Origin of the sequence: Anaerobiospirillum succiniciproducens DSM 6400, assembly GCF_000482845.1 — a bacterium.
Taxonomy (GTDB): domain Bacteria; phylum Pseudomonadota; class Gammaproteobacteria; order Enterobacterales; family Succinivibrionaceae; genus Anaerobiospirillum; species Anaerobiospirillum succiniciproducens.
The window spans coordinates 36379-51623 of the sequence record NZ_KI519512.1 but is presented as its reverse complement, the minus strand read 5'-3'; the positions used below and the strand labels follow the sequence as shown (position 1 = coordinate 51623).

Here is a 15245-nt window from a genome sequence, read left to right as displayed (position 1 = left end):
ATATATGATGTTTTTATTGCGGCACAGGGAAAGGATGTTGTGATCTTTTAAATTTGGCTTGATAGCTTGTTTGTCAATCGGTGGATTTATATAACATAACAGCCATAATGTTGGTGATCCTGCTGGATTAGACTTTTGAAAAATCGCTTTTGACGTAGAGTTTTGAAGTGAGGTGGGGGATCTTAGAGGCGGTGATCTTGAGATTTGATTGCGTTAGAAACAACAAAGCCCGCGAAGCGGGCTTGTTGGATATCAAGGGGAAGACACTGCGATCTTGCTGATACTTGATATCAGTATTTAGCTTGTCTTGGTACTTATGTCTTAGTTGGACATGATGTACTTGAAGAACTTGAGCTTGGTAGCGTCGTCAGCCTGGTTGTAGAGGTTGACTAACTGATTGTAGGTAGCCATGTTTGCATCGCCAGCCTGTACAGTTGGAGCCTGGTTAGAAACAGCAGCAGGAGCAGCAACTGCAGCACTTGCAGTCATGGCAGTAGCAGCAGCAGGAGCCTGGTTAAAGTTACCAGCACGTGCCTGAACGGTCTGCACACCATTGTTAGTAACGCCTACGCGAGGAGAATTGCTACGCATCTGATCTAATACATTAGATGGAGCGTATAAACGATTGATAGAAGCTAAGTCCTCACGATAGTCACGTAAGATAGCAAAACCAGAAGTGGAGGTCAGGATGTAGTAAGAGGCCTGCTCTGCGTTTAAAGGTGCTTTGCTCTTAGAGTCAATCAGGTTAATCTTCTGAGATCTGGTGTATACGTCTGCCTCATTCTCATCACGAGGGTAGTCGTAAGTGAATGAGTACTCTGCATCAGCAGGCATATTAGGAATCTCTACCACGATAGGATTAGCTGCCTGGAACATACGAGAGCTTCGTGCATTACCGAAGTTGCCTTCAAACAGTAAAACGATCTGGTGACGGCCTTCAGATAAGTTAAGGGTTCTGTTGAAGCGGTTGTAGTCGTAATCAGAGTCCTGACCGTCAACAAGCTTGATAGAGTAGTTGACAGGGACAGTGAATGAAGCTGCCATCGCATTAGTAGTGAGCGCTAAAGCGCCTGCAATAGCACTAGCCTTCAGTAAAGCACCTAATTTGGACATGATTAAATTCTCTTGAAGTAAAGAATGACCTAATACAATGCAAATATTAGCTCAATCAGAAATAAATTTCAGCACCGAACGCAAATTTGTTCTCATTTAAGCCAAGATTCTTAGTCATATCGAGGCCGTAGAACTTGATTGCTTCACCGTCTAGATCAAACTGACCTTCTGCAAAGACAGTAAATGCAGGTGTAAATTTGTAAGCCACACCAACACCCAATTCAGAGACGATATCAATACCGTCATAGTGCTTAAGGCCGTAGCCTAAAGAGAGGCTCAGACCGTTATCAAAAGCATAGTTGAGTGCAGTATCTACAGTGTAGATATGGTGATTCATATAATCGTATTTAGTAGCGCCTGCGTATAAGGCTGCGTAAAGACCGCTGCCTAAAACACCGTAAGATAAAGATGCGCCGTATTCTGTTTTAGAGCCTACATGCTGTGCTTGTGACTTTTTAAGAGCATCCTCATAAGTTCTGCCATCCGCGCTGAGCATATGGGCAAAAAACTTTTCAGAGTTAGTTGGATCGCCACCAAAATCAAAATGGTAGTAGTCGATACCGTAGGCAAAAGTAACGTTTTTTCCAAACTTAGTGGATAAAGATGCAGCCATACCATGTTGAGCACGTAGTGGGGTATCACCAAGCTCATGGGTAGTCATCATGTAGGAGAGCTTTAAGTCCCAGCTTAAAGCACGAAGTGAGTACATGATTGATGCAGGCTTTTGATCACCAAGCAGATAGTAATCTGAGGCATGACCCTCCATCACGTTGAAAATATCAGTAACGCCAGCAACTGAGTAGTAAGCATTATCAGCTTTACCTAAAAGCAAGGTGCCGTACTGATATGCATCAAGGCCAGCATACATGTAGCGAGTATAGGCAAGATCGCCTGGAGAAGAACCATCTGCATTGGAGGTAGCTTCCCACATTGCCATCATAATGCCATCGAGACCGTGAGTAATGTTTGAGCGTCCAGAGATGCCTAATTCACCTGAGGCGTAGATGCTATTGCTATCGTTTTCTTGATGAGCAATGTCTTTGTACGTGTCGCTATCAACATAGGCTGCTTGAATAGAACCAAAGATATCAAAGCTAACACCATCTTTGTTGTAGACCTGAGCAGAGTATGCACTAGGCAAGGATAGAGTGGAAACTGCCATTAATGATGCGCATGAGATGCCTGCTAGCTTTTGAGCTGCAGGTGAAAATGCTTTACTACGCATACTATAACTTCTCATAAATTAACCCTGAACGAGCTACAGGACACGGTACTAACACAATGAGGCTGCCTACACTTAGGAGCATCAGACCAAAGGACAAGCAACAATACGCAAAGTACAAGAAAAAATGTGAGATATAGCACTCACTTTGAGCAAAAGAAGGCTAATAAATCGCCTTAAGCTAGCACTTTCAATCTTGATGTCAAGTCAGTTTGACTGTTGATATCAGTTTTCTTCCATGTACTAATGGCACAGCCATAAGAAATGATGTGTGCTGATAGAGCGTTTAAACGATGCTTGATGAGCACTAACTTATAGTTGCTTTTCTAAACCTAAGCTCTAAATGTGGCATTTTGACAGTGTTATCTGGAAAACTAAAAGCAGAACATTGCGGCATAAAATAGACAAGATTTAACTTAGCAAGCAATGGTTTTGCCCATAAGCCTTTTGAGGCTAAGGAACAAAATGACGATCGCTAGATTGGCTTACTTGAGTAAGTCTTATTGTCGCAATGATAAGCAGTTGCATAGCACTATAGACTATTAGAGACTAAATATGTGTCTCATTGGCAAAATATTTAGTCTAGTTATTGGCAAATTTGCCAAATATGTAAAGATAATGATGCAAAGTCGTGCTTATTTGCTACTTAATAGTGCTAATCATTACGTGCAAAAGACGGCACAAACAAATTAATTAAGGCGGGAATAGAGCCTCATTAGCTTCTTAAGCTGACGAGGCTAAAGATGCGGTATATCACGCTCAAGGCTACCGCATGAAGAGATTTGTTTGATTACTGTCGATGGCTACTTAGACGGCCATTTAGCAGTAATGCTATGGATGATGACTACTTCTAGTCCTTAAGGCAGAGCTGACGGAGCTCATCTACGCTGTTGAGGATGAAGTGGGCGTGCCACTCGTTTGGATTACCACACTCTTTAGGACCATAGCCCCACATGGCTACTGCAGAGTGCACTTTGGCACGGTTTGCGGCCATGATGTCGTTTAAGTGATCGCCTACATAAACAGCATCGTATGGGCCAATATTCAGATGCTCTAAGGTATGTAAAATTGGCTCTGGATGAGGCTTGTAGTTGCTTACGCTATCGCAGCCTAAGATTAGAGATAAGTTTTGATAGAAGCTGTACTTTGAAAGAACCTTTTGTGCCATATCAAAGTACTTGTTGGTCACAATGGCCACTTTAATGCCGGCCTTTTCAAGATCAGTTAAGAGCTGCTCCATGCCCTCAAATGGCTTGGTGAACACATTGATGTTATCGGTGTAGTACTTGGCAAAGTAATCACGCATTTCACCTTCAATCATGTTCTGATCTTGCTTGTCTTGAGGGATGGCAAGGCGTAATAATTCACGCATACCAGCGGTGATCTTAGAGCGTGCTAACTCTTCATCGATATGGTCAAAACCATAGTGTTCTAAAGTTGCATTGCAAGCGGCGATAATGTCTGGGGCAGTATCTAAGAGGGTACCATCAAGGTCAAAGATAACAGCTTTTGGCTGAATGCATGGAATATGGTGCTTCATCTATTTTGATCTCTGTTCAGTGTGCAATGCTTACTCAATTGAGGCGCTATAACTTGCCAAACTAACTTGCTTTTAGGCAAGTTACTGCACTGAGCTAACTCCTTGCTCAGGCTGTTGTAATGACTTGTTGGCGCTTAGTGCTTGATAGGCGCGAAGGAAGTTATCCTTTGGCCTAAAAAGCGCATGAAAGTGTACAAAATGGCAAGGCTAAAAACAACAAAGCCGCCCTCTAATGTTTAGAGAACGGCTTGTACAAGGCTAGTGTTAGCTTGCGTTGCTAGTACTAGCGCTTGGATGCATGCAGGTAAAGCATGTCGGTTGCTAAGGTAGCTGCAGCTAAAGCAGTGATTTCAGCGTTGTCGTAAACAGGAGCAACCTCAACTACGTCATAGCCAACGATATTGAGTTTGGTGAGCTTACGAATGATCTTTAAGATCTTATCGGTAGAAAGACCGCCGCAAACTGGAGTGCCGGTACCTGGAGCATATGCTGGATCTAAGCAGTCAATATCGAAGGTGAGGTAGACTTTGTTGTCACCAACAGTCTTTTCAATTGAAGCTACGATCTCATCAACGCTTAAGTCATTGGCCATAGCGCCATGGATTACGTTAAAGCCTAAGGACTTGTCGTACTCAGTACGAATGCCAAGCTGTACAGAGCGGTTTGGATCAATGAGGCCTTCCATTGGAGCATGGTAGAACATGGTGCCATGGTCAGCATCAGAGCCATTAGAGTAAGTATCTGAGTGCGCATCGAAGTGCAGCAAGCTCAGCTTCTCACCGTTCTTGCAGAAATGCTTGTAGTGAGCGCGTAACAGTGGCAGGGTGATGAAGTGGTCACCACCAAAGGTAAGGCAGGTCTTGCCTGACTCTAAGAGCTTTAAGGTGTGAGCCTCTAAAGCTGCAGCCATAGACTTAGCATCACCAAAGGAATAAACGAGGTCACCGCAGTCCATGATCTTAAGCTTGTCTTTTAAGCAGAAGTCCCATGGGTAACGGCAGTGTTCCCAATCAAGCTGAGTGGAGATATTGCGGATAGCTTGAGGTCCAAAACGAGAACCAGAACGGCCTGAAGTGGCAATATCAAAAGGTACGCCAGTGATTGCTACATCAGCAGGCATATCGTAAGGATTGAACACTAAAGGAGTGCGTAAAAAGCCAAAAGCATTAGCCACTAAAGAAGTGTCTTCAACTTGGTTTAAGGTCTGAAAGCCGCACAGCTTATTTGGGTTGTTAACAACACAGGCGCTCATTAGATCTGATCCTCTTCTAAGTATGTATAACCGTACAGGCCAGTTTTAAAGTCATCAATCAGCTGACGTTGTAAGTGCTCTTCTAAGCCGCTATCGCGTACTTCACGAGTAAACTCATTTAAGAGCTTAGATGGGTCGAGCTGAACATACTGCAGCATATCTGCAACAGTATCGCCCTCATCGCTAAGACGCAGTCTTACCTTGCCGTCCTCATAAACATATACGTCTACAGCTTCGGTGTCGCCAAAGAGGTTGTGCATATTGCCTAAAATCTCTTGGTAAGCGCCAACCATGAAGAAGCCGATATATGGAGGGTTATCACTATCATACTCAGGGAATGGCATGGTAGTAGCCACGTCATCACCGTCCATGTAGTGATCGATAGCACCATCAGAGTCACAGGTGATATCAAGCAATACGGCTCTTCTGGTCATTGGTTCATTTAAGAACTCAAGTGGCATGACAGGGAAGAGCTGATCAATACCCCAAGCATCAGGCAGAGATTGGAATAATGAGAAGTTTACATAAAGCTTATCTGCCATACGCTCTTCAAGCTCATCAATGAGGATGCGGTGAGACTTATTGAGCGGATCGAGCATCTTCTTGAGCTCATAGCAAATGCTTAAATACATCTGCTCGGCATAGGCACGATCTTGCAGAGTGTAATCACCAGTGATAAAGCCGTGGTGGACATCGCCAAGATCAAGCTGACTGTCATGCAGCCACTCACGTAATGAACGATGCTGCTCAGGCTCATGCATTAAAGTCCAGGTATTCCACATAGACTTGAGTGGACGAGGTGCATCAGGAGCTGGCTCATGCACATGGCGAATGTCAGCAACACGCTCAACACCAATGACATTAGAGACTAAAACAGTGTGGTATGCAGTAATCGCACGACCTGACTCAGTGATAACGGTTGGATGTGGCAGATTATTCTCTTTACAGGCATCGCCGATTGCCCAAATTATGTTGTTGGCGTACTCACCGAGGCCATAGTTTACTGAGCCGTCGGATTGTGAACGAGTACCTTCATAATCAACGCCTAAGCCACCACCCACGTCAAAGCACTGAATCTTGGCACCAAGCTTAGCTAACTCAACGTAAAAACGAGCAGACTCACGTACACCGTTGGCAATGTCACGGATGTTAGACATCTGTGAGCCTAAGTGGAAGTGAATGAGCTGTAGTGAGTCGAGCTTGTCTTGGGCCTTAAGCTGCTCTACCAAGTCGAGTACCTGAGTAGCTGAAAGACCAAACTTTGACTTTTCGCCACCTGAGGCTTGCCACTTGCCTGAGCCTTGAGAGGCTAGGCGAGCACGTACACCTAAACGAGGTGATACTTTAAGACGCTCTGCCTCCTCAAGAGCTAACTGCAGCTCAGAGAGCTTTTCAATGACGATATAGACCTTATGGCCCATCTTTTCGCCATTGAGTGCCATACGGATGTACTCACGGTCTTTATAGCCATTACATACGATGACAGAGCGGGTACGTCCTGCATGAGCAAGTACTACCATGAGCTCAGCTTTAGAACCTGCCTCAAGACCTAGTGGCTCACCGCTTTGAGTTAAAGACTCAATAACGCGACGATGCTGATTGACCTTAATTGGGAAAACTAAGAAGTAGTCACCTTGGTAGCCATAGTTCTCACGAGCGTTCTTAAAAGCTTTGTTAATCGAACGTACGCGGTGCGGCAAAATTTGTGGGAAGCAAAAGAGAGCAGGGAGTCTTTGACCGCTCTTTTCACGTGAAGCTACTAACTCAGCTAAATCAACACGTGCCTCAGGAATATCAGGATCAGGGCAAACCTCAATATGGCCTTTGTCATTTACATCAAAGTAGCCATTTCCCCACCAGTTAACGTTATAGGCGTTCATCAGCAAACATCCGTAGTCAGTCGCACACTCAAATTATCAGACCACCAGAAGTCAACCAAGACAAGACACTGCCTCATAAAAAATGACAGCATCAGCTAAACAGCTCTCAAGCTGTTCCATTGCAAACATCAAGATTAGTAGATCTGAAAGTCAATCTACAAGGTGATGTGCTTGGTCTTAAGTTGGTGGCTATTGATGTGTGCCCGGTACACGAAACTTCATAGCCATAAGTAGACAAAAAGCTAGTCTCTGTCGCATCAAGCTATAAATCCCATCACTGTTAATAAGTGATTGTCCGATTGTGCCAAACTTACCGCCCCATAACAAGCAAAACAATGTTAATCAGGCTAAGTTATCAGTTTTGATGGTTAAAAGGTTTGTAAACCAACCTTACGTTTTGACTAAAAGACCAGCTGTTTACTTGATAGGCTAGCTGGTAAACAAGTGCACCTGTGGCTATAAATAGGCATCTCAATGGGGATTAGCTCCATTGCTCAGATATGTTTCTTGTTATATTTTGAGTTATAGCAAGATGTGTGTGTCGATAACACGATATTTATCGGATTTTGCAGCGATGTGATCTATGGTCGTAAAGAAAGCGTAAGTAAAGGGTATAATATGCGCCGCTGCTTTCTTGCTCTAACTACAAGTACTGCTATGGATAAAGCACTGTCTTGATGTTCTTGAGGATATGGCTTTGCCTTTTTAAGGTCTAGCCTGTTTTGCATGAGCCTTTGCCTTGAGTGGATAATTGTGCTTTTTAGCATGCCTTGTGGTTACAAGAGATCTGATTGGTATTATTGATTTTGGTGAATTTCATGAACTTGTCTGAGACTATTGCAGATTACGACAACAAGGTCGAGTTTTTAAAGTCTACTATTACTAGCATTCAGGACTACCCAATTAAGGGTATCTTATTCCGTGACATTACCACCTTATGTGAGAACGGTAAGGCCTTTAAAATGGTCACTGACATGTTCTATGAAATCTTCAAAGATCAGAAGATTGACAAAGTGCTCTCCTCTGAGGCTCGTGGTTTTGTCTTCGGTGCACCTTTAGCTGAGCGTTTAGGCGCTGGTTTTGTTATGGTACGCAAGAAGGGCAAGTTACCTCGCGAGACTATTAAAGAAGAGTACGCTCTTGAGTATGGTACCGACGAGCTGCATATCCACACTAACTCTGTAAACAAGGGCGATCGTGTTTTATGCATAGACGATCTGTTAGCTACTGGTGGTACTATGATTGCCACTTGCAAATTAGCTCAAAAGTGTGGTGCTGAAGTAGTTAAGGCTGCATTCGTTATCAATTTGGTCGATTTAGGTGGCTATGATAAGATCAAACAAGAGTGCGGTGTTGATTGCGTTAGCCTGATGGACTTCCCAGGTCACTAGGCTAGAGCATCAAGCAGGATAAGCTGTTAACTCTTAGATTTTTAAGCTTGTCCATGAATTATCGACACAGCGCTAAGCGAGAGGGGCTTTTCTTTTTTTTGAAAGGCAACTAGAGCGCTAGTGTGCAAAGATGGGCCGTATGGCCCGTTTTCATCATTGATTGCGTCTTTGTTAAGACAGTTTAAGGAATCATTATGGCTATCGACCTTGGCGGTGAGTATCTTGCTTTAGCCCGTAAGTATCGTCCTCAGGTGTTTGAGGATGTGGTCGGTCAGGAGCACGTTCTAAAAGCTGTCTCTCATTCTATCGATGCTGGACGCACTCACCATGCCTATTTACTTACTGGTACTCGCGGTATCGGTAAGACCACCATTGCGCGTATCTTTGCTAAGGCTTTGCAATGCCGTGAGGGTGTAAGCTCTCATCCATGTGGTAAATGCGATGCGTGTGAAGGCATTACTGAAGGCAACTTCCCTGATGTAATCGAAATCGATGCTGCCTCTCAGACTAAGGTAGATGACACTCGTCAGCTCCTTGAAAATACTCATTACCCACCTATCAATGGTCGCTATAAGATCTACATCATTGACGAAGTGCACATGCTCACTACTTCAAGCTTTAACGCGCTGTTAAAGACTCTTGAAGAGCCACCTGCATACGTCAAATTCATCTTAGCTACCACTGATCCGCATAAGATCCCAACAACAGTACTCTCACGTTGTCTGCAGTTCCGTCTGCGTTCTTTGAACACAGATGAGATTATTGGACAGCTCACTAAGATCTGTACTAAAGAGAGCATTACATACGAAGCAGAGGCTTTAACTGCCCTGGCTCGTGCAGCCCGTGGCTCTATGCGTGATGCTTTATCTTTATGCGATCAAGCCATTGCTCTTGGTAATGGTTCATTAACCAGCCAGTCCGTACAGTCCATGTTAGGCACTGTGGGTGATGCTCTAATTCAGGAAATCTTTGAGCTCTTATCAGTAAAGTCTGATCCAAACGCTCAAACTCCAACTGCATTTGCTACTCTGCTCGAAAGCATTCGCTCCAAGGCTCCAAACTACAAGAGCCTGCTTGATGAGCTGGTGATCGCTTTCCACGATTTAGCTTTATTCCAGCTCATTGGCGACACTAAGCTTGAGGTATTCTCTTTTGGTACCTCAATGCTGCGTACTTACGCTTCCCGCATGCGTCCTGAGCAGATTCAGCTGTACTATCAAATCGTACTTGAGGGTGTACAAGAGTATCAGTATGCAGCCGATGGTCGTTCTGCATTTGAGATGACCTTATTACGCCTGCTTGCCTTTACACCTGAAAAAAAAAACTCTTTAGAGGCGAGTCAAACAGCGTAAAGACTGACAAGCTCTCTTTGCTTGTTGCCAAGATCTATCCAGAAGGCTTCAATACAACAAGCGCCTCAACTGCTTCATTAGCAGGTGGCGCTAGTGCAGTTGCGTCTATTCAAAACTCAGATCCTGCCTTATCTGATCCTTTATCGGAGCTTGCAAATCTCTACTCGCGCACCAAGAAGACTGACATTAGCGGTGCGCTCAATCAGCTTAAAAATCAAGCTGCAGCCATAAAAGCAGAGGTTGCATCCAATGTAGCCAACAGTGGCACTGCACAAGCTTCGGCATCTGCCGCGCCAGTACCATTTGTGCCTTTATTACGTGGTCTTGGTGAGGGCGATATCAAGCGCTTACTTGAGGCTGTAGAGTTTGGTGATAGTGCGGTACAAAATTGTGTTAACTCACTGTGCTCAGAGTTAGGTCTTAATGATGCTCAGTTAGCTGAGATTATGGCTTTAGCTCAGAAGCTTTCTGCATCTAAAAAGCAAGTTTCTGAGGCCAAAGAGCATCTGTTAAAGGTACAGCAGCGTACCTTGCAAGAACAGCAGAAGCTTGCTTCCATGCGTGCATCTTTGCCTGCTAGCCTAAACACTGCCTCACAGGACAATAGCCATACTCCAAACACTGATTTTGCCTATCCAAAAGAGAATACCTTTGAGGGCAAAGGACCAGATGGCGGTATGCGTGAAGGCTTTACTCTGCCAACTTCAGGTCAAAGAGCCGCTCTTGCTCTAGAGCAAAGTACTAAACAGCAAAATCAAGCTGCTTTAAATGGAGCTGACAACGCATCAAGCTTGGCCCAATCTACACAAGCCTCTAGTGGCATGGATGCAAGCCAAGCCGTACAAAGCAGCGCAGCTAGTGCATCTGCTGTTGCATCTAACGGCATGGCCGAGGGTCATACTCAGCTTGGTACCTTTGATGGACGCAAGAAGGTGTCCACTGATGAGCGCTATGCATTCTCAAGCTCTGATAACACCATGGACGAGATCCGCAAGCAAGGCAGATCTAGTCTCTTATCTGAGCAGCTTGCTAGCCAGATTCCGACCTTTGATCCTGAGTCTGAGTGGTCAGCAATTCGATCTGATCGAGCCTTGTTCACCTCCTTAGTCCCACGCGTCCGAGAATACTTAAGATTCTTAGTGGCTAAAGAGGCAGAGATTTCTGCAGATAGCCATAAAGGTAATCAGCACGACACCAAGTATGAGCTCAATGCTTTAAATAATGTCATTGCTGGTATTCAAAGCTTCCAGCAAAGTAAGGCTAGTGGTGTGCCTGTTGATGCTGCTGCATCTAATGAGGATGCACTCAAGCTCAATGACAGCGCTAAGCCAAGCCCATCCATCATGCAAATGCTCATGGATAAGCTCTCACTACCTCAAGGTGCTCAGTCATCTACAGCATCTGCCTCAACTGAGCAAAGCACTGCGCCAAATACTGATGATGCAGTTGAGGACTTTGCTTTTGTCCAGCAAGATGCGCATGGCTATGATGTAAATGATCCACGTCATTTAGGCGCTCAATTAGTATCATCGATCTCGCTTAGCAACAACGATAGCTCGATTGCTCCTGGCGGTAGCTTTGAAGCGCCTCCAGCTCCACCACAGCTTAGCTCCACTGATGCTAATGCCGCATCCACTAACGCAGCAGCTAATTTAGCCACTGCAAACGGTACCTCTGCAGCAACTAGCAGTGCTACAGATACAAATGTGGCAGCTGCAGATGCATCGCCATTTGCCTCCATGGGCTCATCTAATGTGGCTGATAGTTCTAACGCTTCTGCTCAAAATCAAAGCGATGCTGCAAACGCAAATGCAAGCGCAACAACTAATCAGGGCCACACTCCAAGTCCTCTTGATAGCTTAGCGTCTGTAGCAGCCCAAGCAGCAGAGCAGGGCGCTGCTAGCGCATCTGATCCAAATACAGCTCAAAGTGCTGAGCAAGCATCTACTAACACAGCTGATCAAGCATCTACTAACACAGCTGCACAGCAAGCAACAGATAATGCAGCTGGGCAGGCAAGTGCCGATAGCACAGCAGTGCTTGATAGCGCTTCAAACGATGGTGGCGATGAAGTTAAAAAGGTAAGTGATGCTTCTGCTCAAGCAAGTTTATCTTTAGCGGCAGGTACTGAAGGTGTTGCCTTATCTAAGCAGGCTAATAACTCTTTAGCAGCTATGGTCTCATCGCTTGCTGAGGTTGAGGGTCATGGTGATGATCTAAGCATCGATGACATCATGGGTACTGACTTTATTCCAAACCATGGTGATCTCACTCCTGCTGCTCAGATCCTTTCAGGCAAGTCAGAGAGTAAAAAAGCTAGTGATGATCTGACTTTAAATGATAAGCAAGATGCCAATGTGGGCTCATTGCTCAGTGGGGCACTCCAAGCTGATGATAGTGCAGCTAATGTATCTCAAGATGGCACTGCACTTAGAGGTGGTGCAGCCACAGATAGTCTCATCAATGATGAAGATCTGCCACCTTGGGACTTAACTGAAGAGGAGATGAAGCGCTTTAGAAAGCTAAAAGGCTCTGATGCGCTACCTCAGGCTGCAGATCTGTCAAAGCAGGATAATGGCCCTGTAGTAAATGAGCATGCTCATATCTTCACTAACAGCTTATCTGGTGCAGTTACTAGTACTGATAATAATGGCAATAGCAAAGCCGTGGGAGATAAAGCTTTAGGCGGAGCTGTTTTATCAAACACTGCAAATGCTGTTGATAATGGACTAGGCCTTAGCAATGTAAGCACAGCTAGTGCAGCTGTTTCAGCAAATAATGGCAGCATTGCATCTTTAGACAAGATGGCCATGTCTTTAGCTAATGAGGCTGAAGGCGCTGTTGAAGGCGGTGCCGTTATTGCCTCAGATCAAGGTCATGCCGGCACTCTCAATGTCAATGCTACAGCTTTAACTACCGGCGATATAAGCAATGATGCCCAGGCTCAAGATAGCCAAAAGAAGATGCAGGCAGCTGCTTCTGACTTTGAAAAAGCTACTGCAGCTATCAAGTCAGCCCGTAGCGAGGATGAGCGAAAGGCCTTAGAGCAAAAGCAAGCAGCGTCAGCTTTAGATCTGCTTAACTCTTTTGGCGATAAGGTAGAAAGAGAAATTGAGCTTAGCGGTGGTAATCAACCATCACCATGGGACAATCTTGCCTCCGTAACAGTTATCAATGTTAATGGTACGGATATTAAGCTCAATCGTCCGCCAAAGACTGCTCTCATGCAATTAAGTGATAGCAACTTCCTTTTAGATAGTGATAAAGCCCATAGTGGCCGTAAAGCTCGTATCTTTAATGGTGAGATCAATCCTTTCTTCGGCGAAAAGCACGACTTTGCTCAAGAAAATGGCACTGTAGAGCAGTACTTAAGTGCGTGTGAGGCCGATGAAAGAAACCTCATGCAATTTGATCACGACATGGCTAAGGCTTGCTCAGAGCGTATCGAAGCACTCAAGGCTCAGGGTCAAGACTACACCAAGCCACACACTGATCTCTTGCGCTTATTAGCTCGTTCTAATAGTGCACTTGAGAGCACCTTACCTAAGGAAGTTGAACCATCCACACCACAAGGACAAGCTCCAAATCAAGAGCAAATCAAGGCTCCTGCCCAGCAAGCTAACGTAGCCCCAGTGCAGCAGCCTCCAATGCCAGGCCAGACTCAGTCACCAATGCCAAACCAAGCTTCTGCTCAAATTCAAGGCCAGATGAACGGCCAAATGTCTAACCAGATGCCTGGCCAAATGGCTGGTCAGATGGCTCCAGGCAATGGACAAAACTTTGGCAATGGCCATGCACCTCAAGGCAATCAGTTTGTAAGTGGCCCACAAGGCATGCCTCCAATACAAGGTCAGATGGGGCAGGGGAATGGTCAAAACTTTGGTAATGGTCAAAACTATAACCAAAGCCAGGGACAGATGGGACAAGGTCAGGGTCAAGGTAATGGCAATTTCAATCAGGGGCATCAGGACAATTACGACTTTGGTCAGCGTCCAGATTATATTGCCGCTGATGATGACTTCTATGAGTCTAGTGCCTCTATTAACATGGCTGCAGTTGCTGCTGCTAGCAACATGGGCTCAGATGATGATTACTTTGATGATGCTACCTTTGGTGTAGATGGTGGCGGCGCATCCATGGATATGGGGCCAATGTTTGATGCAGCCGAAGCCGCGTTAGACTCATATGGTGCTGCACTAACCCCAACTGAGGTGGTAGGCAGTAATATGCCGGCTGTTCCTACTAAGGCCCATTCCTTTAAGATGCCAGGCAAGAGACTCATGGTCGAAGATGATTTCTTAGAGACTTTAGAGTCAAAGGATCCTTGGTATGCTTTCTTAAAGAAGGTCTATCCTGAGGGCGGCCCATACTTCTCCATCTTAACTGGCGCTGAAAGACGTATTGATCCAAATGATGAGAACCATTGGTTCTTAGTTTTAGATGAGAAGTCAGACTGGGGATATATTGCCCACAACTTCTGGGATGATGCCCGTCAGCGCTTTGAGAGCGAGCTTGGTCATGCCATTGCACTTGATGTGGTAACCGAGCCACAAATACCTCGTGGTGCTCCAATCATTGAGGCACGTTTTGCGCTGCAAGAGGCTATCGCAAAAGAAAGACAAAATCTGACTAAGCTTGATGGTTTAAGCAAGCTCATGCGTATGATCGGCGAGGATATCGCCAATGCCTCCATCGAACTGTATGTCAGCGAGCCAAATGAAAGTCAGCTTGGCGCTAAGTAGTTAAGCTTTAGCTTATGCTTACTTATGCACCGCAATAAAAGCATGTTCTAAGTCATGCAGTAGCAACGGGGGCAAAAGTGCATATCGTGGCTCAAGCAGACTTGAGCAAAGTTTTTTGCTAAGTAAAGATCATGAGATGAGGCTAATGGTAGCGATACCTTTAGCCTTATTTTTTTGAGGCTTTTTTTACAGAATAGTGGCTGTTAGCTAAGCTTGTCATACAAGGAGTGTAAAATTAGTTTGCTTGTGATCATGCATGTAAAGCTATTGATCTTAAGGATTAAAGTAGCTTTCATGAAAGTTTATTGTTTTGCAAACACTATGATGGGCGTATAATTCAGCGCTTCAATAAGGCGGTTAAGGAATTGCCATCGTTAATTAAAGATAATGCGTGATCCTTAGCCAAGCAAGATTGCTAATTAAGTGCTGCTAAATGCCTCAAGCTAAAGAGCTAAAGAGCTAAAGCATAGCTTTTGTCGGCAAATGAGCGGCCTTTGCCTTATGTATGATGCATTGCCTAATACCAGGCTGCATGCAACCATAACACTGTATGGCCTAAGTAATACCCTGCCATCTTTTTTGTATTTGCTGTGTACAAGTGCTTAGTTATATTTTCTTGATTGCTTCTAAGCTTGTCGGTTGCTGCACATTCATCGGTACATGGGGTTTGAGCCACTTAGTGGTTAAAAAGATTATTTGTACGCTAGTACTTGATAGATATTTGCTATTGCTGTGTTAAGCCTATCTGTAGTT

Annotated in this window: 8 protein-coding genes; 3 read left to right on the top strand and 5 right to left on the bottom strand. The window is 44.8% G+C overall.

The genetic code is table 11. The features are described 5' to 3' along the window. Positions 1 to 321 precede the first annotated feature (321 nt). The 5 genes from H524_RS0112570 to speA form a co-directional block, all read right to left on the bottom strand. Positions 322 to 1113, bottom strand: coding sequence for a DUF2057 family protein (locus H524_RS0112570; protein WP_027940432.1), 792 nt, complete (start codon positions 1111 to 1113; stop codon positions 322 to 324). 55 nt (positions 1114 to 1168) lie between these two features. Next, on the bottom strand, positions 1169 to 2338 hold the full coding sequence (locus tag H524_RS0112565; protein WP_027940431.1) for a porin: 1170 nt from the start codon (positions 2336 to 2338) through the stop codon (positions 1169 to 1171). A gap of 847 nt (positions 2339 to 3185) precedes the next feature. Continuing rightward, complete coding sequence (locus H524_RS0112555; protein ID WP_027940430.1) at positions 3186 to 3875, bottom strand: HAD family hydrolase; 690 nt, start codon at positions 3873 to 3875, stop codon at positions 3186 to 3188. Between the two features lie 283 nt (positions 3876 to 4158). Further along, complete coding sequence (gene speB, locus H524_RS0112550) at positions 4159 to 5127, bottom strand: agmatinase (RefSeq protein WP_084281792.1); 969 nt, start codon at positions 5125 to 5127, stop codon at positions 4159 to 4161. Next, a complete protein-coding gene (gene speA, locus H524_RS0112545) occupies positions 5127 to 7007 on the bottom strand; it encodes a biosynthetic arginine decarboxylase (RefSeq protein ID WP_044122470.1) in 1881 nt (626 codons plus the stop codon). Before speA ends, speB begins: the two co-directional genes overlap by 1 nt. Before the next feature lie 818 nt (positions 7008 to 7825). On the opposite strand from speA, the gene apt reads away from it, so the two are divergent. From apt to H524_RS0112530, 3 genes are all read left to right on the top strand, one after another. Further along, positions 7826 to 8398 carry an adenine phosphoribosyltransferase gene (gene apt, locus H524_RS0112540; protein ID WP_044122468.1) on the top strand — a complete coding sequence of 191 codons (573 nt, stop codon included), beginning with the start codon at positions 7826 to 7828 and terminating at the stop codon, positions 8396 to 8398. A 194-nt stretch (positions 8399 to 8592) separates the two neighbouring features. Further along, positions 8593 to 9750, top strand: a complete 1158-nt coding sequence (dnaX, locus tag H524_RS15935) for a DNA polymerase III subunit gamma/tau (RefSeq protein ID WP_052339105.1) — start codon at positions 8593 to 8595, stop codon at positions 9748 to 9750. Between the two features lie 17 nt (positions 9751 to 9767). Further along, positions 9768 to 14492, top strand: coding sequence for a hypothetical protein (locus H524_RS0112530; protein ID WP_027940426.1), 4725 nt, complete (start codon positions 9768 to 9770; stop codon positions 14490 to 14492). Positions 14493 to 15245: the final 753 nt, after the last annotated feature.